At 61.0% G+C, this 21,591-nt stretch carries 15 protein-coding genes; 8 read left to right on the top strand and 7 right to left on the bottom strand.

What is annotated here, in order from left to right; genetic code table 11:
- The first annotated feature begins 231 nt into the window (after positions 1 to 231).
- The 8 genes from ACZ5Y5_RS04905 to pelF all read left to right on the top strand — a co-directional run bounded on the left by ACZ5Y5_RS04905 (position 232) and on the right by pelF (position 13,021).
- Complete coding sequence (locus tag ACZ5Y5_RS04905) at positions 232 to 4,188, top strand: cadherin domain-containing protein (RefSeq protein ID WP_464810067.1); 3,957 nt, start codon at positions 232 to 234, stop codon at positions 4,186 to 4,188.
- 19 nt (positions 4,189 to 4,207) lie between these two features.
- A complete protein-coding gene (gene pelG, locus ACZ5Y5_RS04900; protein WP_464810066.1) occupies positions 4,208 to 5,605 on the top strand; it encodes an exopolysaccharide Pel transporter PelG in 1,398 nt (465 codons plus the stop codon).
- Positions 5,602 to 6,450 (top strand): endo alpha-1,4 polygalactosaminidase, encoded by an 849-nt coding sequence (locus tag ACZ5Y5_RS04895; RefSeq protein ID WP_464810065.1) that lies wholly within the window; start codon positions 5,602 to 5,604, stop codon positions 6,448 to 6,450. The genes pelG and ACZ5Y5_RS04895 overlap by 4 nt, the downstream gene beginning before the upstream one ends.
- Positions 6,447 to 8,189 (top strand): tetratricopeptide repeat protein, encoded by a 1,743-nt coding sequence (locus ACZ5Y5_RS04890; RefSeq protein ID WP_464810064.1) that lies wholly within the window; start codon positions 6,447 to 6,449, stop codon positions 8,187 to 8,189. The genes ACZ5Y5_RS04895 and ACZ5Y5_RS04890 overlap by 4 nt, the downstream gene beginning before the upstream one ends.
- The gene (locus ACZ5Y5_RS04885; RefSeq protein ID WP_464810063.1) at positions 8,186 to 9,721 is read left to right on the top strand and encodes a hypothetical protein; all 1,536 of its coding nucleotides are present in this window, start codon (positions 8,186 to 8,188) and stop codon (positions 9,719 to 9,721) included. Before ACZ5Y5_RS04890 ends, ACZ5Y5_RS04885 begins: the two co-directional genes overlap by 4 nt.
- Complete coding sequence (locus ACZ5Y5_RS04880; RefSeq protein ID WP_464810062.1) at positions 9,721 to 10,671, top strand: hypothetical protein; 951 nt, start codon at positions 9,721 to 9,723, stop codon at positions 10,669 to 10,671. The genes ACZ5Y5_RS04885 and ACZ5Y5_RS04880 overlap by 1 nt, the downstream gene beginning before the upstream one ends.
- 203 nt (positions 10,672 to 10,874) lie before the next feature.
- Positions 10,875 to 11,531, top strand: a complete 657-nt coding sequence (locus ACZ5Y5_RS04875; protein WP_464810061.1) for a hypothetical protein — start codon at positions 10,875 to 10,877, stop codon at positions 11,529 to 11,531.
- Positions 11,528 to 13,021, top strand: a complete 1,494-nt coding sequence (pelF, locus tag ACZ5Y5_RS04870) for a GT4 family glycosyltransferase PelF (RefSeq protein WP_464810060.1) — start codon at positions 11,528 to 11,530, stop codon at positions 13,019 to 13,021. The genes ACZ5Y5_RS04875 and pelF overlap by 4 nt, the downstream gene beginning before the upstream one ends.
- 13 nt (positions 13,022 to 13,034) lie before the next feature.
- Here pelF and ACZ5Y5_RS04865 read toward each other — a convergent pair whose 3' ends face one another.
- The 7 genes from ACZ5Y5_RS04865 to ACZ5Y5_RS04835 form a co-directional block, all read right to left on the bottom strand.
- Positions 13,035 to 14,405, bottom strand: a complete 1,371-nt coding sequence (locus tag ACZ5Y5_RS04865; RefSeq protein ID WP_464810059.1) for an HlyD family type I secretion periplasmic adaptor subunit — start codon at positions 14,403 to 14,405, stop codon at positions 13,035 to 13,037.
- A gap of 22 nt (positions 14,406 to 14,427) precedes the next feature.
- Complete coding sequence (locus ACZ5Y5_RS04860) at positions 14,428 to 16,173, bottom strand: type I secretion system permease/ATPase (protein ID WP_464810058.1); 1,746 nt, start codon at positions 16,171 to 16,173, stop codon at positions 14,428 to 14,430.
- A 112-nt stretch (positions 16,174 to 16,285) separates the two neighbouring features.
- The gene (locus ACZ5Y5_RS04855; RefSeq protein WP_464810057.1) at positions 16,286 to 17,740 is read right to left on the bottom strand and encodes a cobyric acid synthase; all 1,455 of its coding nucleotides are present in this window, start codon (positions 17,738 to 17,740) and stop codon (positions 16,286 to 16,288) included.
- A 56-nt stretch (positions 17,741 to 17,796) separates the two neighbouring features.
- Positions 17,797 to 18,018 carry a hypothetical protein gene (locus ACZ5Y5_RS04850; protein ID WP_464810056.1) on the bottom strand — a complete coding sequence of 74 codons (222 nt, stop codon included), beginning with the start codon at positions 18,016 to 18,018 and terminating at the stop codon, positions 17,797 to 17,799.
- A 26-nt stretch (positions 18,019 to 18,044) separates the two neighbouring features.
- On the bottom strand, positions 18,045 to 19,304 hold the full coding sequence (locus ACZ5Y5_RS04845; RefSeq protein ID WP_464810055.1) for an N-succinylarginine dihydrolase: 1,260 nt from the start codon (positions 19,302 to 19,304) through the stop codon (positions 18,045 to 18,047).
- Entirely contained in the window at positions 19,301 to 20,323 is a 1,023-nt protein-coding gene (locus tag ACZ5Y5_RS04840) for an arginine N-succinyltransferase (protein WP_464810054.1), read from the bottom strand. Before ACZ5Y5_RS04840 ends, ACZ5Y5_RS04845 begins: the two co-directional genes overlap by 4 nt.
- Positions 20,320 to 21,540, bottom strand: coding sequence for a hydrolase (locus tag ACZ5Y5_RS04835; protein ID WP_464810053.1), 1,221 nt, complete (start codon positions 21,538 to 21,540; stop codon positions 20,320 to 20,322). The genes ACZ5Y5_RS04840 and ACZ5Y5_RS04835 overlap by 4 nt, the downstream gene beginning before the upstream one ends.
- Positions 21,541 to 21,591 lie beyond the last annotated feature (51 nt).

Raw genomic sequence — 21,591 nt, 5'->3', positions numbered from 1 at the left:
GGGGGCAATAACCATCTGCTTTGAAGCAGAGGAGTGGTGCCATGTCAGTGCCGTCCATTTGTCACCAGAAATAAAGGGTTATATCCGCCCTTATCTTTATTGATACTGGTAGATGAACGACCGCGAATGTTACCAGATAATTTGAGAGAAATACGAGATTCGCAAATATAACTAGAATGGGTCGCTAACCTGAACGTGGATCTACTTGGTCCATAACGATGGGGAGCAGCCATGCCTACCGGTCACAGCGTCACGATAGATGGTTCGTTGAGCGACTGGTTCGCCGCAGACAGGATCGACGGCAATAGTACCGCCGGTTACGAAATCTACGCGACCGTTGATAATGGCGATTTCGTCTTCGCGTTAAAGGCTCCCACGGCCATCGGTACAAATACTACTGCGTGGCTCAATACCGATCGCAATAGTTCTACCGGCTTTCAAATATTCGGATTTGCTGGTGGCGCCGAATATAATGTCAATTTCGCCGCCGACGGCACAGTCAATCTCTACAGTGGAGCAGCAGGTCAAACGCTGATCCTGTCGGGACTGACCGCCGCCTGGTCCGCCGACCACACGATCGTCGAATTTCGCTTGCCCAGCGCCGCAATAGGCAATCCTGCAGCCATCGATACCCTTTACGACATCAATGACTCGGTCTTCCTTCCCAGCAATTACAGCCTTGCCCCGTTCACCATCTTCAACGACACCGGTGTCACACGATCTTCCGATACGCGGATCGCTATCGTTTATTCAGAAACGACTGCCCACGCCTATTTCAGCGAAACCGCCTATTCGCAGCTTTTCATGTCCGTCCAATCTCAGGCGATGCAGGCCGGCATCCCGTTCGACATTCTGACGGAATCCGACCTTACGGACCTTGCCAAGCTCGCGCATTACGACACGCTGATTTTCCCCTCCTTCCGCAATGTCGATCCGTCTCAGGTGGCGGCAATCTCCCACACGCTCGAACAGGCGAGCAAGCAACTCGGCATCGGCCTTATCACCGCTGGGGAGTTCATGACGAACGCCCCCAACAATGATCCGTTACCGGGCGACCCCTATGCCACGATGAAGCTGTTGTTCGACGCCACGCGCGTCACCGGCGGAACGGGCAATGTGACGGTGACCGCCACCGACCCGTCCGGCCTCGTCCTGGACGGCTACAGCAATGGCCAGCTCGTCAACAGCTATACGGGCGTCGGTTGGAATGCCTTCACCAGCGTCAGCGGCACGGGCCAGACCATCGCGACGGAAACGATCGATGGCGGCAACTCCTATGCCGCCGCGCTCGCAACGCAGACGGGTGGGCGCAACGTCATTTTTTCCAGCGAAGGCGTGATGGCCGACGCAAACATGCTGCAAAAGGCGATCAGCTATTCGGTCAACGGCACCGGGCCGTCCGTGGGACTGCAATTGACCCGGCAGGCGGGGATCGTCGCTGCCCGCGTCGATATGGACCAGAGCCAGGAAATGGAGGATGTCGATCCCGCCGGCAATACTCCGGGGATATATGACAAGCTCCTGCCGATACTGACGCAGTGGAAGTCCGCCTATAATTTCGTGGGCAGCTTCTATCTGAATATCGGCAACGATCCGAACAATGGGCAGGCCACGAACTGGTCCAAATCGCTGCCCTATTACAAGGCGATCCTCGATCTCGGAAATGAGGTTGGCAATCACAGCTATACCCATCCTGAAGACACGAACCTGCTGAACGCGTCGCAGATCCAGTTCGAATTTGGCACCAGCACCAGCACCCTGAACAGCCAGCTGAGCGCCTATCTTGGTCGAGCCTTCCAGATCCAGGGCATTGCCTTGCCCGGCATGCCGGAGACACTCGCAACCGCTGAAAAGATATTGCCCTATGTTCAGCATTATCTGACGGGCGGATATGCCGCGCAGGGAGCGGGCTACCCCAACGCTTTCGGCTATATCGCACCCGATCAGCAGAATGCGATCTACTTCGCGCCCAATACATCGTTCGACTTCACCCTGATCGAATTTCAGCACAAGACGATCGCCGAAGCGAGTGCCGCCTGGGCTGCGGAATTCGACAAGCTTGTTGCGGGTGGTGAAACGCCGGTCATCGTCTGGCCATGGCATGATTATGGCGCTGCGGACTGGGTCTCTGGCAGCCCCGGCGCAGATAGCCCCTATTCGACGCAGATGTTCACTGACTGGATCGCACGGGCGGCCAATGCGAACATGGAATTTGTGACGCTGGACGATCTTGCCCTGCGCATGTCCGCGCTGAAAGCGGCAACCGTCACCAGCACCGTCAACGGCAACACCATCACAGCCAGCGTGACCGGCTCCAATGTCGGCAACATGGCGCTGGACGTCGATCGGCAGGGTTCGCTGGTGATCCAGAATGTCGCTGGCTGGTACGCTTATGACAATGACAGCGTCTTCCTGCCGCAAAGCGGTGGCACCTTCACCATCACCCTTGGGGCCGCGCAGGATGATGTGACCCATATCACCAGCCTGCCGATGCGCGCAGTGCTGTTGTCGGCAGTGGGCGACGGGCGCAACCTCTCCTTCTCCATCCAGGGCGAGGGCAGGGTGGTCGTCGACATCGCGGCCCTTGGTGCATCGAAAATGGCGGTCACTGGCGCTACCGTCGTCAGCCAGGTTGGTGATATCGTCACCCTCGATATAGGCGCGATTGGCGTGCATAACGTCGCCCTGACCTTCAGCGGCGCGCCGATCATCACCTCCAATGGGGGCGGCGCGACTGCGGCGATCGCCTTCCCCGAAAATCAGACGGCCGTCACGACCGTCACCGCGACGGATCCGGATCCGGGCACAACGCTCGTCTATTCAATCGTCGGCGGCGCGGACCGGACGAAATTCACCATCGATCCAACCACGGGTGCGCTCGCCTTCATTACCGCGCCGAACTACGAAATACGCACCGACGTCGGCGGCAACAATGTCTATGACGTTATCGTCCGCGCGTCTGACGGATCGCTGTTCGACGATCAGGCGATCGCTATCACCATCACCAATGTGAACGAAGCGCCGGTCATCACGTCCAATGCCGGGGGCGCAACGGCGGCGATCTCGATCGCTGAAGGAATCCGTTCGGTCACATCGGTGAAGGCCACCGATCCCGATGCGGGAACAACGCTGACCTACTCGATCATTGGCGGCGCCGATCAAGCCAAATTCTCTATCAACAGCACCAATGGCGCGCTGACCTTCATCACGGCGCCGAATTTCGAAGCGCCAACGGACGTCGGTGCGAACAATATTTATGACGTCATTGTGCGCGCCTCTGACGGGTCGCTGTTCGATGATCAGGCAATCGCCGTCACCGTCACGAACGTCAACGAAGCGCCGGTCATCACCTCCAACGGCGGCGGCACTACCGCGACGATCCAGGTTCAGGAAAACAAGACTGCGGTGACCACCGTGATCGCCACCGATCCGGACGGTGCGGGAAGCGGCTTAACCTATTCGATCGCGGCGTCCTCCATTGACGGTGCGCTTTTCACTATCGATCCGGTCACTGGCGTGCTCAGCTTCAACTCTGCGCCGGACTATGAAACGCCGACCGACGCCAATGTGAACAATATCTATCAACTGCGGATAGTCGCCACGGACGCGCAGGGCCTGCAGGATTTCCAGGATCTGTCTGTGGCCGTTACCAATGTCGCAGGCATCAGGCTCACTGCCTTGGCCGGGGGATCTACGCTGAATGGGACGGGCGAGGAAGACACGCTGACTGGTGCGGGCGGCATCGATCACCTCAATGGCCTGGGCGGTAACGACAGGCTGCTGGGCAATAATGGCAACGACTTCCTGGATGGCGGGACAGGAAATGACCAACTCACCGGCGGCGTCGGCAGCGACACGCTGACCGGCGGCGCGGGCGTGGACAGGTTCATCTACACCGCGACCAACCAGAGTACGGTTGCAGCGCCCGACATCATCACCGATTTCCTGGAAGGGACCGATCGCATCGACTTGTCGGCCATCGACGCCAGCACGCTGCTCTTTGGCAACCAGGCTTTCTCTTTCCAGGGTACAGCCCCGTTCCTGCTGCCGGGCCAGGTCCGCTATTTCATCGACGGCGCAGGCGACACGATCATTCAGGGCAATGTGGATGGCAACCCCGCGACTGCCGAATTTTCCATCAAGCTGTTGGGGAGCCACACGCTAACGGCCGCCGATTTCGTCCTTTAGCGCGGGGGAGGGGCGGAAAATGGCCGGCATCGGTTTCAGACTCGATCGACTTGCCAGGGAAGGCGGGCTGCGCGGCATTGCCGGTGCAGCCTGTCACGGGGCGGTCATCAGTTCAGGCCCTTGGCTGGTGACCGCCTCGGCCGTGCTTATCCTGAACGGATGGGCTCGGTCGACCATGATGCCCGCCGACCACATGCTGCTTCAAACCAGCATCGTCTATGCGTTCAGCATATCGGCCGTCGTCACTGCACCCATAGCGACGGTTGCGACCCGCTTGGCTTCGGACCGTCTCTATCTGGGCGACAGGGATGCCCTGCCTTCGATCTTATTGACCGCGCTGCTTTGGACCGCCGCAGCTTCGCTGACCGCGGGCACGCTCCTCTTTGGTCTTGCGGCCGGGATGCATCCGGTTTTGTTTCTGCTGGCGACGGCGATGATGACGCTCTTCTCCCAGATTTGGGTTGCGGGGCCTTTCCTCCTCGCGACCCGCCGCTATGTCCCGATCTTCGTTGCCTATCTGGCCGGGATTGCGCTTGCGGCGCTGTCTTTGCTCCTCGTTGCGCCCCGTCACCCTGCTGCGGTGCTCGCGGCGATTTGCGGCGGCCTGCTTGTGACATTGGCGCTGCTGCTTGCCGCCATCAGGGAAGATTTCCCCTCGGTTCCAGCCTGGCGCCCCGATTGGCGGCATCAAAATCACGGCGCGCTTGCGCTGGGGCTCGCCGGGCTCGCCAATGCCATGGCTGTGTGGATCGACAAATGGATGCTCTGGTGGGCGCCCGGCAGCATGGCCGCCCTCGGCGCACTCCGCGTCAATCCGGTGAATGATCAGGCGAGCTTCTTAGGTCTGCTGACGATGATTCCCGGCCTGACGCTGATCCTCGTGACGACGGAGACACGCTTCGACCGCGCTTTTGGTTCGCTGATGGAACATTGCACCGGCACCGCCAATCGCCGCCGCATCGAAAATGCCCGACTCAAGGTCGCTCTTGTCATCCGGCGGGATTTGCGGCTGCTGATGGTCGAACAGGCGATCATCGCTGCCTTCTGCTGGGTGCTGGCTTCGGAAATCATCCGTTTCCTCCACCTGGACGCCCGCGGTATTTTCGGTTTCCGCCTCACCGCGCTGGGCGTGGTCTTCCATCTGGTCGCGATCCAGATGAGCATCATCCTGTCCTATTACGACCTTTTCGGCCGCATCATCGCCGTATGGGGCGTGTTCCTGATCGTCAGCGCATCCGCCACATTCGTCTATGGCAGCGCGGGAATCGCGGGCTTCGGCTTTGGCTATCTGACCGGCGCGGTTGCCGCCGCCTCCGTCGCGGTTGCTCTGGTCGCAGAAGCGACAACACAGCTGACCTATCTTCTCTTCGTCGGCAACAACCCCGCCGTCGTTGGCCAAGGGAGGCTATGGCCATGACCGTCCTCCCCTTCCGCAGACGCGATCTTCTTGCCATTTCCTTCATGGTTTTCGGCCTCTCCGCCGGTGCTTCCCCTGATCCCGGCCCGCAGCTGTGGGGCATCGACTATGGCGGCGAAACGGATCCCACGCTCGCCCGCCGTTATAATCTTCTGGTCCTCGAACCCGGCTTCGACCGCCCGTTAGCGCCTCTGCGCGGCAAGGGTGCGACGATCCTGGGCTACATCAGCCTTGGCGAGGTCCACATGAACCGTCCCTTCGCGCCCGCCCTCGCAAAGGCTGGCGCGCTGGGTGATCCTAATCCCAACTGGCGCGACGCCCGCTACGCCGACCTCCGCCATCCCGCCTGGCAGAAGATGGTGCTGGATGAACTCGTGCCCGCCATCCTGCTGAAGGGCTATGACGGCATCTTCATGGACACGCTCGACAATGCCGAGGCGCTTGAGCGGAAGAAGCCCGGTATGCTTGCGAGCGCGGCAGACCTGATCCAGCAGATCAGGAAGCGCTTCCCCGGCATGACCATCATGATGAACCGGGGTTACGCGATTTTGCCGAAGGTCGTGTCCCACATCGACATTGTCCTGGCCGAGGCCATGGCGTCTCGCTGGAGCTTCAGCGAAAAGCGTTACGAACTGACCTCGCCCGAGGATTGGGAATGGCAGGCCGTGAAGCTGAACGCCGCCCGCGCCGCCAATCCTCGCCTCAACCTCATGACGCTGGATTATTGGGACCCATCCGATGAGGCGACCGTCGCCGCCCTCTATGCGCGTGAACGTGCCGCCGGGTTCCAGCCTTATGTTTCAACGCTGGCGCTCGACCGGCTCATACCGGAGCCAAGATCATGAAGACGATGACGTTCCGCGGTCAAAAGATGGCCTATATCGGTCCGCTGGCCGGAGGCGGTCTCTTGCTGGCAGCGACGGCGCTGCTCCTTCCGAACCGAGGGCAGATCGCCGACGCGATCCGTCGAGCGACCTTCATTGCCCCTGCGCCCGCAGCGATATTGCCCCCCGCCACGCCAGCCGAATTGATGCGGCGCTTCACCCAAGGCAAACCGCTGACGGACACCGACCTGCGCCGTTTGCTGACCGCGTCCACTGCGACGGCGAGCGCGCCACTGCTGTCGCGCATGGTAAGTCAGCTCGAAGGGTCTGGCATTCATGTTCCGACCGACCGCATCACCTACGACATTCTCGCCAGCGGGCGTAGTGATGCGGCTCTCGCCTTTCTGGAAAGCCGGCCAGACGTACATTCGCCCTCCCTGTGGCGGTTACAGTTCGACCTGCATCGCAAGCTTGGCGATGATCAGGGGGCGGCCGACCTGCTCCGCGCTGCCGCCCTGGCGAAAGGAAGAGCACCCTCTCACGATATCGTGGAAGCGTCCTACGCGCTCGCCCGGCCTGACATGTTGATCACGGCGGCGGAACATGGCGCGATCCCTCCGCTCACCCGCGCCCAATCGCTTGATCTCGCTTCCTGGGCGAATGGCGAAAAGCGATATGAATTGATCGGGCGGATCGATCGAGCTGGGACGTCGTCCTGGCGCGGCGACAATCCCTGGCTAGCCATGACCCTGGCGCAGCGGGCGGGGGATACCGCTGCAGCGTTGCGCTACGCCGCGCGTTTGCCGTCAGGCAGCACAGCGGCGAGGGAGAGCATCTTGATCGCTTCGGGCGACCGTGGCGCGATGCGCCGCCTGCTGCTGGAGCACGCAGCCACAGGTCAGGAGGATCGCGCCGCCGTTGCGCAGCAGTTGCTCGAAAAAGGGTTCCGTCAGGACGCCATCGCTCTGCTGCGGCAGCAGTCTGCAGGCCGCTCAACCGGCGATTCTTCCGCCAGCCGCATGCTCTTTCTGATGGGACCGCGGCCCGGCGCAGAAGACCTCGCCTGGCTTCGCGCCCGCGCCGTGAGCGATCCCAAATGGATCCCCGCCTATCTGGACCGTGAACAGCCTGCTCGTGCGCTGGCGTTCCTGGAGGGACGGCCGAATGCGCGCGACACAGCTACGCTGCTTGACCGCGTAAGGTTCGCCAATGCCGCGCATGATGAGGAGGCAGCGGGGAGGGCGCTTGATCTGCTGCTCGACGGCCGCAGCCTTGACGCGGCGGCAATCAAATATGCGGCCTCCGCGCTTGGTTCTCCCGCTATGTCTAGTCGCTATGGCCCGCTCCTCGCTCGCGCACGTATAAATGCGGGCCAAGGCCGTCCCGATGATCATATGACGCTCGCGTGGGCAGCATGGGATAGCGGGGATGCTTCCGGGGCAGTTGAGCAACTGACGGCTTATCTGCGCGACAGGCCGCAGGACCGAGCGGCATTGCGGCCGATGGCGACGGCGCAGGCCAAGCTGGGCGGCCCTTCAAGAGAAAAGCCATGGCTCGCTCGGCTGCTGCCACTCACTCCTGCTATGTCGCGGGAGCGCGCCGAATTGCTGACAAAGCTCGGCCGGACATCCGACGCCATCGCGCTGTTCGAGGCTCTGCGCCAGCAGTCGCCCGGCGACCGGCAGCTTGATATTCAATATGCCCGGCTGCTGATCGCGGCCGGTGATCCGGGTAAGGCTCGCAAGGTGCTGCGGCCATGATGCTGGTCGCTGCCCTGCTGCTTTCGGCGCCTTCGCTGCCCGTTCTCAGTATGGCAATGCTGACCGACGATCAGGTCACCGCGCCCTCATCGGTTTCAGAGGAGCGGCTGGTCAGTTTGAGTTGGTCAGGACCAGTCCATCTGCAGTTGGAGCCTGGCTCTTATGAACTTGTCGTCCGGTTCGACCGTCCCATTTCGGACGCAGCGCTCAAGGACTTCGCCCAGCGCGCAGGAGCCGATTTGGCTGATCTGCGGTGGAACGATAACAGCCTTGTGATGCGCGCAGCGTCGGGCCGCAGGATCAAGGCGGCCGTCGAGGGCAGCAAGCTGGCTGTCCGGTTCCTGCCGGACGGGGCTGCAGTCGGGGCGACAGCGCCTCCGCCCGCGATCGCCGAAAGCTCTGACCCCGAACGTGAACTGGCCATTGCCCGCGCCGAGGCCGACGCGGCGTCGGGATATCCGGACATGGCGCGTCGTCGTCTGGTTCCCCTCGCGAAAAAATATCCTGGTGACAAACGCATCCAGCGGATGATTGCGGACCTGGACGTCGCCGAGGGCGCCCTGATCCTCGGCGCTGCACGCTATCGCGAGATTGCGGCAGATGACCCCTTTGCCCGCCGCACCCTGGCGGAGGCGGGAGGCAATGTTGCCGCCGCGCTGACCTTGCGCGGAGGGAAGGTTTTTTCGCAAGCCGAAGCTGCGACGAACGCGCTTGTTCCGTTGGGGCCTCATATCTCGGTCGGAGCGGGCTTTCGTTACACGCGCAGCAAGGCCGATGTCGTCTATGGCCCGGCCGGCCTTCTGACCGATGTGGTTTCGCATACCAGCATCGCCGATCTGCTGGCGAATGTGCAATTGGCGCGCACGGTCCGGCTGGAGCTTCAAGGAAGCGCGCAGCTGGATGAGAGCGTTTTCGGGGGCGGGGCGCGCCTTTTTGCCGGGCCGCCCGAACGGCAAGGCCGCTTGCTGCTCGCCTATCGCCTGCCGGATGTCGCCACGCCTGAGCAATCGACCTTTGGCGGCTATGTAAGCCGGGTGGGCATTGGCGGAACGCTGAGGCTGACCCCGGAACTGTCGGTGCAGGCAGATGGCAGTTGGAACGGCTACGGACTGCGGGGCACTGGTGATCGCACCCGGAGCATATCGGTGTCTGGCGGCGTTGACTATCTGCTTCGCCGTCAGTCACCCTCTTTGGCCCTCAGCTATCGGCTTGACGCCGAATATGTTGGACGAGTCCGTGAGCGCGCCAACGGCCTTGCCTATATCCCACTCAGCGACCGCGAAAACCATAGCTTCCAGTTGGTGGCCGGGAAATCGTGGACCAAGTGGCAAGTGACGGGTGCAGCCGGCTGGACCTTCGACCGGCTGGGAAACACCGACGGTCCGACAGCCAATGTGAGCGCAACGGGGCGGCTCAGCGATGGATGGCGTCTGCAGGCAAGTGGGGGCGTAAGCTCCATCAGCCGGCCGGGCATATCGGGCCGTCAACTTTATCTGCGTGTCGCGCTTACACGTTATCTCGGGAGGCTTTGATGCTGAAACAGAGGCCTGTCTTTCTGCAATGCGCCGAGATGCTGGTGATGTTCGCGGCGCTGATGGCTGTTGACCACATGCTGCTCAACGGAGACGCGTTTCAGGAGGTTAATCCCAATCCCTACTGGCTACCGGTGCTGGTCATGGCAATCACTTATGGCACTGGCATGGGGCTGCTGGCTGGACTTGTGGCCTCCGCAACCTGGCTTTCAGCGCCGCATGCGGCGATGAATATGCCTGACCAGCTCGAAATGCAGCTGCACCTTTCCATCATGCCTCTGCTCTGGATGGTGACGGCGCTTGTCGCAGGCGAGGTAACGACAGTCCGCATGGCCCGGCTTGCCGCGCAGGACGAGCGCCATCAGGCGATGGACAATAATTGGCAGCGTTTGGCGGAGGTCATCGCTCGCCTTACAAGCATCAATCGCAAGCTGCAGGTACGGATCGCAACGGAACAGCGAACAGTGAACCAAGCCGTTGCCGCGGCAGTGGGCCTGGCGGAACCCGATCCCGCGCTGCAGACTGATGCGCTCGCTCGGCTCATCGCCTTGGCTACCCAGACCGAAGATTTTACCTTCTACGACATAAGGGCAGGGCAGGTTGTCGCCCGGTTCGCGGGGCGGGACGCAGCAGGGCGGCCGGCGGATCTGTCCCGTTCGGCACTTGCTCACGCCATGATGGAAGATCCCCGCCCGCTGCATGAGGGCCATCCTGCCGAGCAAGGTATATTGGCGCATTTCGGCCTCGTCGCGCTGCCGGTTTTCCGCGACGAAGATGAGTTGGGTGGGATGATCGTCATTCATAGCGCACCCAACTTGCGCATCACTGAAGCCCGCGTGGCCGAACTGGCCCATATGGCCGAGCTTATAGGCAACTGCCCGGCGCTGTTCGGGGGCGAACATATGTTCGCGCAAGGCAAGTGGCTGGTGCCAGGAGGCAAGGTGGCGTGATCCGAACGCTGAGCCTCTGTGCCGTGGGCGATATGTTGTTGTTGGGCGCGTCCGCTTGGCTACCCGGAGGCTCGATCGGGTTTGCTGTTGCACATCTGGCGTTGACATTGGCGGCTCTGCGGGCCTGCATAGGGTGTTCGGTCGGTGCGGCGACAGCGCGAACGCTCGTATTGCCCATCGGTGCAGCCTTTGGGCCATGCGGTATGTTGGCGCTCATCCTGCTGGCTCCGCATCTGCGTATTCTCCGACGAAAGCGGCAGCTGACATATCGGCCACCCCGGTCTCGCCGTTATTATGGTGCAAGGGCCATCAACCCGATCGAACGGCTCTCCCGCATCCTCGACGAGCGAATACGCTATCCCGAAGTGGACGAAGTAGGGTCATTGGCAGGAATGCTGCGACATGGCAGCCTGCAGTCCCGCTACAAGGCCCTGGAAACCGTCGTTACGTCCTTCGAGCCGCGGCTGTCGCCTCTGATCATCATAGCTTTGTCGGATGAAGATCAGACCATTCGTGCTCTCGCTGCCGCGGCGGCAGCCCAGATCAGCTACAATCTGACGCAGCAGCGTCAGGAACTGGAAGCAAAAATCGCACCTAGCCAGAATATGGATGACCGTTACGCATTGGCGATCCTGCTGGCGGACCATGGATGCCACAATCAGTTGCTCCCCCACGCGCAGCGCATGCGCCTCTGTCAGGAAGCGGCGGCGCAGGTGCGTGAGATTGCCAAGATGCTCCCCGAAGGCGACGTGCGGCAACGCCCGCTGCGCACGATCAGTTCGCAGGTCATGCTGGAAATGATCCATCACAAGGATGTCTCACCCACAGCCCGCGTCCAGCCACTGGAGGTCGCCACATGATGGACCAGGGCGACGAGTGCGATGTGTGCCTGATAGTCGAGGGCGCCTATCCATTTGTCGTCGGAGGCGTTTCAAACTGGCTGCAGGACCTGATCCTCAGCATGCCGGATATTCGTTTTTCCGTGGTCGCGATCAAGGCTGGAGCAGCAGCGCAGCCCTGGCGGATGGTTCCGCCGCCCAATGTGGCGCAGATCGTCGAAGTTCCCCTGATCGTTGAACCTTCACCCCCGCGGCGCTATCCACCCAGGCAGATGCGGCTGATCGGGCGGCTGTTGCTCGCCTTTCTCTCGGCTGGCAGCAAGGAGGACCTCGTCCGGCTGACGGAGGCGCTTGCGAAGCTGAACCCGAAGCCCACGGCGGGCGACCTGCTTTCCAATGGTGAAATGTTTGCGGTTTTCACCCGCTATTATGAGACGGCATTCCGCTCCGCCTCCTTCCATCACTTTTTCTGGGCGATGCGGGTGCTACTGGGCGGGCTGATCAAGATGCTGCTGACGCCGCTGCCGCGGGCGCGCGTTTATCATACGATATCGACGGGCTTCGCAGGTCTTCTCGCAGCGCGCGCTGCTTATGAAACAGGGCGTCCGGCCTTCATCACGGAACATGGCATCTACCTGCTTGAAAGGCAGATCGAGATCATGATGGCGGATTGGATCGGGGATCAGATCGATACGGGGCTCGCACTGGATCGCGAGGGACATGATCTGCGCGATCTTTGGCTGGCCGTGTTCCAGACCTACACTCGCGCCTGCTATGACGCCTGTAACCCGATCGTGGCGCTCTATACCGCCAATAACGAAACGCAGCGGCGTCACGGAGCGCGGCCGGATCGCCTGAGGGTGATACCCAACGGAATCGATCCGAGCAATTTCGCGCATATCAACCGCCTTTGCGATCCGGCTCGACCCCTGGTCGCTTTGATCGGTCGGGTGGTGCCGATCAAGGATATCAAGACATTCATTCGAGCGGCAGCCATTGTTCTGGCCGATATGCCGCAGGTCCGCTTCGCGATCCTTGGTCCACTCGATGAAGATCCAGATTATGCGGATGATTGCGAGAGGCTGGCGAAGGATCTCGGCATCGACGACGCCGTGCGCTTTGAAGGACGTGTGAATGTAACGGACTGGATGCCGCGCATAGACATATTGGTCCTGACCAGCCTGTCGGAAGCGCAGCCGCTCGTCATATTGGAGGCCGGGGCGTGCGGTATCCCTGCAGTCGCACCCGATGTCGGCAGCTGCCGCGAACTGATAGAGGGACGGCGCGGGGGCACTGACCCACTCGGCGGGATTGTCACTGGGCTGGTCAACCCGGATGACACGGCTCAGGCGATCTTGAGACTGCTGCGCGATCCTCCGGGGCGGCGTGCAATGGGCCAGGCGCTGCAGGAGCGCGTTCTGAGCGATTATGATCGGAGCACCATCATCGCGCAATATCGCAAGATCTACGAGGAATTAGGCACAGCCGCGCGCTTTCCCGAACTGCAATAGCTTTTTCGGATGCTCAATGTTCGCGGAAGGATAGCCAGAGCAGCTGCGAGAGCGGTTCGAATATATATTGCAGGGCCGTCCGCTTCCTCAGCGGTATCAGCGCTTGCACCGGCATCCCTGCGCGCAACGCGAAGTCATGGCCACGCACCTTGCGGATCGCTTCCAGTTCTTTCGGGAGGACCGTGATTTCGGCAGTATAGTATGACAGCCCCGTCTTCTCATCCTGGAAGCTGTCAGCGGACAAGCGGGTAAGCTGACCGCTCATGATCGGCAGGTCACGTTCATGCAGGCTTGTAAAGCGGATCTGCGCTTCCTGGCCCGTACGAAGATCGTCGATGTCATCTGGTGCGATCCGGGCTTCTATCACCAGCCCAGCACGATCAGGGACCACATCCATCAACTTCTGCCCAGCCCCGATCACGCCGCCCACCGTAAAAACATTCAGTCCGACCACGGTCCCGGTTGCAGGCGACCTGATTTGAAGACGGGCGAGCTGGTCCTTGGCCGCGCGATATTTCGGGAATATCTCGTTCAGCGAAAATTCCACGTCCCTCAATTCAGACGCGGCCCGTTCCTTGTAAGCCTTGGCCGCCTCAAGCGACTTCAACCGGTTTTCGCCCGCTTCCGCAGCCGATCGGGCAATACTCGCTGAATATTGACCCGACTGTCCCAGCAGATCGGCCCTCGCTCTCTCCAGCGCGCGTATGCGCGATTTCGAGACGAAACCCTTTTCGGCTACCCCGCGCAGGCTTTCCAATTCGTCATTGATGAGCCGCGCTTGTTCTGCAGACGCATCCAGTTGCGAACGGTAGCCGCGGGAGGTTTGCTGTACCTGATTTGCCTGCTCGCGCAGTGCACCTGTTTGGGCGGACAGAACCGCCGCACGCGCCTGAAATTGCTGCGTCTGAAGCGTCATGGCTTCCTGGGCGTCGGCCTTGTCTTGTCCTATCAGTCCGGCGAACTCCGCTGGCCAGTGGATCGCCTCGGTCCCTAACTGCTCGGCAATCAACCGCGCTCGCTGGGCCTTGAGTTCGATCAACTGAGCGCCATACATGCGCGCTTGCGCTCGTACCTCGGCTGCAGCCAGTTCCATGAGGGGCTGTCCCTGCGCGACATGCTGTCCTTCCTTCACGAAGATCGCGCCGACGACGCCGCCATCGCGGTGCTGCACCGTCTGCCGCTGCCCCGCCACCGTCAGCTTTCCCGGTGCATAGGCTGCGGCATCAAGACGTGCGAACGCGGCCCACCCGAGCAGCACGACGAAGAACAGCACCGCGACGATAACGCCGATGCGCATGTCGGGATCTGCCCCATCATCGATGTCGATCGCTTCGCCGCCTGGGCTGAAAGCAAAAGGCCGGATTGGTCCGGTGAGATTGTTCATGCGCCACCTCCCTCGACCATCCTCATGCCTCCGCGGCCTTGATCGGGTTCGGATCGTTGGACCGGATCGCCTTGAGCCTGCCGAGCACTTCGTCGCGAGGTCCTAAGGTTTCGATGCGGCCATCACGCATGACCATGATCTTATCCACCACACCCAATATCCCCATCCTGTGCGCGACCACGATGACGGAGGCCTTCTTCTTCTTGAGATCCGCCAGCGTGGCGACCAGTTGCACTTCACCTTCCGCGTCCAGATGGGCATTGGGCTCATCGAGGAAGATGATGTGTGGATCGCCGTAAAGGGCGCGAGCCAGTCCGATCCGCTGGGCTTGGCCGGCGGACAAGCCGCGTCCGCCCCAGCCCAGCACCTGATTATAGCCTCCGGGCAAACGCTGAATCATGTCGTGGACGCCACTGGCTCGGGCGGCGTCGACGACAGCGGCATCGATTGCGCCATCATCTCTGTCGAAGTAATTTTGGAAACGTGCGATATTGTCTCGGATCGACCCCGGGAATAGCGACGTATCCTGCGGCAGATAGCCGACATAAGGCGCCAGGCGTTCCGTATCCCAATCGCGGATGTCCGCTCCGTCGAAGCGGATCGTGCCGCGGTGGGGCCGGCCTGCACCCGATAGCATCCGCAACAACGTCGATTTGCCCGCGCCGCTTGGGCCTACTATGGCGATGACTTCGCCCGGTTCGACTGCAAAGCTGATGTCGGCGAGGATCGCTGAGTCCCCCTTGGCGCTCAGCAACGTCACATGTTCTGCCGCAATATGCCCGGCCGGTGCGGGCAATTGGGTCAGCGCAACATCTGCTTCGCGCGTTTCCAAAAGATCGTTCAGCGTCCGGTAGCTGCCGCGCGCCTTCACGAAGCTGCGCCATGTGTTCAGCAATTGATCGATAGGCGCCAATGCCCGACCGACGAGAAAGGACGCCGCAAAGATCGCACCGACTGAAATGGCGCTGTTGACGGCAAGCCAAGCGCCCAGCCCCAGCGCGAGCGACTGTAACGAAAGCCGGAGAAACTTGCTGAGCGCCACATGGCGCCCACCGGCAAAGCTCGCTTCGGTTTGGAGCCGCAGCATGGTCTGCCGCTCGGCCAGATGGCGATGAACCAGCGCCTGCCGCATGCCCAACGCCCGGATGATTTCCGCTCCGGCGAGAGTTTGCTCCTGGCTGACATAGGCCTTTCCCGCTGCTTCATTGGCGCGGGTCAGTGGCTCACCGGTCTGCCGTTCGTTCCTGAAAGTGATGAAGAGCAGGGCCGCGCCGCCCGCCACGGCAAGCGCGGCAATGGCAGGATGGATGATGAAGCAGATGATGACATATATGGGGCTCCATGGAATGTCGAAAATCGCCAGGATAGTCGGGCCGGTCAGCGCCTGGCGAAGCGTGTCGAATTCCCGCAAAACCTGCTTGTTCATCGTGTCGGAAGTGGAGCCGCGTCCCATCAGGGTGGTGTCGAGCAGGACGCCCGCCAGTTGTCTGTCGAGGCGAACGCTGGCCCTCACCAGCAACCGCGATCGCACAAACTCCAGCAAGGACAGCGCCGCCAGGGAAATGAGCAGTATCAGCGTCAGGAAGAAGAGGGTGGTGATCCCATGTTCCGACACGACACGATCATAGACCTGCAACATGTAGAGAACCGGCGCGATATAGAGCAGGTTCAGGAGCGCGCTGAAGATAAGAGAGGATAAAAAATGCCGGCGGCAGGACGCCAGCGCCCCGGCCATGATATCCGACGGATGACCAAGGTCCAGTATCATGCCCGGCCCCATATCGTGGAAGTCGCCCCAAGAGCAGGAATGATAATGAAAAGGCGGGGGCGCTAAAATATGCCTAAAAGTATAGCCGTTGGACCAAATGGGCCAAAACAGATCACCGATTGGACGCAATCGCGATCATTGCGTCTATATCGCTATGCTCTTCCAGTTGCGCTGCGATCTCGTCGAGCGCCTGATTGACAGAGAAATTGTAATCCGCTCCTGCCGTCTGCCCTCCGATCGCCGTTATCATGGCCGCGCGAAGACCCGTGCTGGCAAACAGTCCATGAATATATGTACCGCTTACGCGCCCGTCAGCACTCCTGGCGCCATCGCGTCGGCTTCCCTCCAGTTCCGCGAAGGGGCGGGCGCAATCAGGCCCCGTGGTGACGCCGACATGCATCTCGTATCCGCTGAAGCTTTGTCCAGCAGCCTGGCCAGTCACGCTTTCCAATGCTTTGGACGCGGTCAGCCGCGTTTCCACGTCCAGCAGCCCGAGACCCTCGATCATCTCCGGTGCGCCCTCGATGCCTTCTGGATCGGCAATGGTTCGGCCCAGCATCTGATAACCGCCACAGATGCCCATGATCGGCTTTCCCCGGCGGTGATGGGCGAGGATGTCGATGTCCCATCCCTCTGACCGAAGTGCGCGCAGGTCCGCGATTGTCGCCTTCGACCCCGGCAATATGATCAGGCCTGCCTCGGCTGGAATGGGCTGGCCCGGCGGCACCATGACAAGATCGACCCCCGGCTCAAGCTTGAACGGGTCCAGATCGTCGAAATTGGAGATGCGCGGCAGGATAGGGCAGGCAATCACAAGTCGCTCGCCCTTCTTTTCGGTTGCGCGCTCCAGCACGACGGCGTCTTCGCTCGGCAATCGCGCGGTTGCCTTCAACCAGGGGACGACGCCCAATCCACGCCATCCTGAAAGCTGCTCAATTTGACGGTACCCGTCTTCGAACAGCGAAGGATCGCCACGAAATTTGTTGATCAGGAACCCTCGGATCATGGCGGCATCGGCAGGATCGATGACGGCCTTCGTCCCTGCTATCGCCGCAATCACCCCGCCGCGGTCTATGTCCCCAACCAGAATGACAGGCACATCGGCAGCGCGGGCGAAGCCCATATTGGCGATGTCGCCTGCGCGTAGATTGATCTCTGCGGGTGACCCCGCGCCCTCGATGATGACGAAATCGCATTGCTCCTGGAGCCGGTGATAGCTTTCCATAACCGCCTGGAGCAGTTCGCCGCGCGCCGTGCGAAAGTTGCCGGCCCCAAGTGAGCCACGCACTTTTCCATGGACGACCAGCTGAGACGTTCGATCTGCCTGGGGCTTGAGCAATACCGGGTTCATGTCGCTGTGGGCTTCCACGCCTGCGGCGAACGCCTGCAGAGCTTGTGCCCGGCCGATTTCACCACCGTCTATAGTGACGGCAGCATTGTTCGACATATTTTGAGGCTTAAAAGGCCGGACCCGATGGCCGCGATGAACCAGAGCCCTGCACAGCCCGGCGACGAGCACCGATTTGCCGACGTCGGAACCAGTCCCTTGAAGCATGAGCGCGGTCATGGCGCCGCTCCTGCATGGCCTTCTGCTACAGGTCAACCTATCCGCAAAGAAGCGACCTAGCCAAGCAGATGGCGTTGCAAGTCTACAGCATCCAGAATCTTGCTGCCCGCCATGAATACGGAGCCGGTGCACGCCAAGGCGAGGAGATGGCCGCCAGTGCCGGGATATTGCTGCATATAGACGATGCCGCGCTCTGTGGCGCCGAGGGCAAGTGCGTAGATGACGAGGAACGCTTCAAACTTCGTCTTAATCGTGAAGAGGCGCTTGATCCGTTCCATCGGTCCCACTCGAGCGGCAATTGGCTCTAGGGAATTAGATCGCCCGAAAGTTGCAAATGGTCAACAAGTGTTAACCATGATTGTTCGATCTGGGCGATCAGGCGGGTGTCCGCCAACTCGGCCGCGGCGATTTCTTCGGGCCAGTAGCGCGCTACTATGGCGGCGATCTCATCGAGCTTCCGTTCGTGCACCAGGAAGCGGGGGTCAACATTCGCCGGGTCCGCTACGACACGCAGCCGCAGGCAGGCGGGGCCGCCACCATTGGCCATGGATTGACGCACATCGACGGGGATGAGCTGCCGGATCGGGCCATTGCCGACGATCATCTGTTCCAACCAGGCCCAGACCTTTCCGACGCTGCTCGCCTCTGAGGGCAAGATCAGCGCCATGCCGCCGTCCGGCAGCGTCACCAATTGCGCGTTGAACAGATAGCTTTGGATGGCGTCCGCAAGACTGACGGCGTGATCGGGCACTTCGATAATATGCACGCCAGGCAGTAGGTTACGTATTTCTGCGTAGAGGCGTTCCTTGTCCGCAAAGGCCCGTTCATGTGCGAAGAGCACATTTTCATTGGCGACGGCGACCACGTCATTGTGGAACGCTCCTGCCGCGATCGCGTCGGGGGACTGCATGGCGAAAATCGTGCGAGCGGAGTCGAGACGATGAAGTCGCGCGACGGCCTTGCTCGCTTCGACATGCTGTCGTGCCGGATATGGTCCGCCTGATTGCCCGTAAACAAATATCTCAACGCCGCGATCTGCATGGCTTTCGCACAGCCGCATGTGGTTGGCGGCGCCTTCGTCGCCGAAGGGCGCAGGGACAGGCGGGTGAACAGCGAAAGCCCGTCGATCGGAAAAGGCTATCCGCAGTTGCGCGAGGGTCTGCGGCCACTCATGACTGCGGTGAGGCATTGTCACAAGGTTGGCGGCGGTCAAATGCGTGAGACCATCTTCCGTGTCGGCTGCGGGTGACACGGTCGCGGCATTGGCTGCCCACATGGAGGATGCAGACATGGCCGCAGCCCGGATCGCCGGTTCGGCATTGGTGATGTTCGTTCCTAGCGCATCCAGCCATTGCGCGTCGGGACGCCACTGCGGCAGGAAGATGCCCTGTACCAGCCCGAGTTGCAGGTTCGCGCGCATCTTTTCGATACCCTGCAGGGCTGCCGCACGCGGATGCGATACAGCCTGGGCATTGCGGGTCGAAGCGAGGTTACCGAGGCTCAGTCCCGCATAATTGTGGCTTGGGCCTACCAACCCGTCGAAGTTGATTTCGCGGACCGTCATGCGCGCGCCACCATCGTAAACTGCTGCCCGATTTCAAGGCCCAGCAGCGTCGCGCTCTCCTTGTCGAGCGATATCACCTCTTTTTTGTCGTTGCGACGGATAAAGCCATATGTGCAACGGAAGTTGGCAAGCTGCCCGGCTGCTACAAGCTGTTTCTCGCCACCGCCATCATGTACGGCCGCCAATATCACGTCTTGGGCGTGGGCGATGGTCTGGAGCGAGTTGATCTGCCCTATCATTGTCGGCCCGCCATCAAAAATATCGACATAGCCTGGGTTGGTGAACCCCTCCGTCTCCAGCATCCTCATCGCAGCGCGGCCATTGGGGTGGGGCAGTCCAATCACGGATCGAGCGCTGTCGTCGAGCATCGCGGTGTAGATCGGCGTTTTGGGCATCAGGTCAGCGATGAATTGGTTGCCATGGATCGCGTTGAACTCATCCGCCTCTTGAAAGGTCATGCCGAAGAAGCGCCCTGCGAGGCCATCCCAGAAGGGAGAACCGCCCGCCTCATCGATGACGCCGCGTAATTCGGCGATGACGCGATCACCAAAGCGAGACCGATGGTTGCGAATATAGAGGTAGCGGCTGCGGGCGAGCAGCAGACCCAGCCCCTCGGCTCGCTCGCGCGGGTGGAGGAACAGGCCCCCGACTTCGGTAGAGCCTTCAAGGTCGGTGACCAATGACAGCATTTCGGCGCGGAACGTGCGCGACAGTTCGCGACTATGCTGGGTCAGGACGCCCAGGCGATAGGAATAGAAGGGAGAGCTTTGCCCCACCTTGCTGAAGATCTGACAGGTGCCGCGGACTTGCCCTGTTGCGCTGTTTTCCAGCACCAGCACTATCAGATCGTCCTCGATCTCATCCGTGTCGCGGGCGAGGGCAAGTTCGGTTCTTTCCAGCTTTTGTTCGAGAGCATGCCGGTCCGCCGGCAGGTTCGTAAAACCGCCACCGGTTATTTTCGCTAATTCATACAGGGTTTGCAAATCATCCAACCGCGCCGTGCGCATGACGAAGCTCAAGCTAGTCCCCCCTGTAATTTGCCCTGCGCGATGCGCAGCAGCGTCAGCGCGGAAAGCTGCGCCCGTTCAGCGAGGCTTTCGACAATCAGATATTCCTCATCGCTGTGAATAGCGCCGCCGCGCACCCCCATCGTATCGACCACCGGCACGCCGCAAGCAGCGATGTTATTTCCGTCGCATACGCCTCCAGTATCGCGCCAGTCGATTTGCAGGCCCAAGTCGGAGCCGGATTGCCGGACCAGCGTGAAAAGCCTCATCGCCTTGTCGTCGATCGGCTTGGGTGGGCGGCCAAAACCGCCATGCACGGTCATGGTGACATCATGGTCGCGTGATACGTCTTCAACCGAGCGGCTGATAAGCTGTTGCGCGTACCGTTCAGCTTCTGCTGTCCGCGGGCGGAAGTTGACGTACAGGATCGCCTTATCAGGAACCACATTATTTGGGCTGCCGCCGTCGATCCGGGCTGGGTTGCAAGTCAGACCAGCGCCGCTGCCCGCTTTCAATCGTAGAGCAAGATCTGCCGCAGCTAACAGCGCGTTACGGCCCGCCTCGGGATTGCGGCCCGCATGTGCGGTACGGCCTGTGACGACGACGGAGAAATTACCGCTGCCGCTCCTCGCTCCAGCTAATGTCCCGTCGGGAAGCGCGGGTTCGTAAGTAAAGGCGGCAAGTTTGCCTTTTGCGGCATTGCGCAGAAGTCCTGCCGAAGAGGGGCTACCCAATTCTTCGTCGCTGTTGATGACTACGTCGTAGCCCACGTCCGCGAAATGCTTGGAGCTTTCGAGCGCCTGTAAAGCCGCGAGCATGACGGCAAGACCACCTTTCATGTCGGCTACGCCGGGACCATTTAGCGTATCTCCATCAACCCACCTTATCGTCTGAAAAGCGTGATCGGCCGGGAACACCGTATCCATATGACCCGTGAGAAGCAGCCGGCGGGCTGCATTCGGCCGCACTGAAAGCAGCAGATGTTGTCCGTGGCCCACAAGTTCGACATGCCCTGCCGGGCTGACCGATTCGACGTCTTCCGGGGCAACCAGCTGAATTTCGCCCGGGAGCAGCGAAAAGGCATCTGCCAACAGGTCCGCGATGGTTGCCAGTCCCACCAGATTGCGCGAACCGCTGTTGACCGCAGCCCATTTCTGCACCTGATCCAGCATCGGCACAGCAGAGGCGCATTCCATTAGCGCGCGTTCGGACGACGAAAGGCCGTTCATCTGCAGGAGCTTATCAGAGGGGCCGCTTGCGCTCCAGTCTCGCGCGCCTTC

Source organism: Sphingobium sp. TomTYG65, assembly GCF_055395525.1.
Note: the sequence above shows the minus strand (reverse complement) of the source record. Positions and strands in the feature narration are given on the sequence as shown.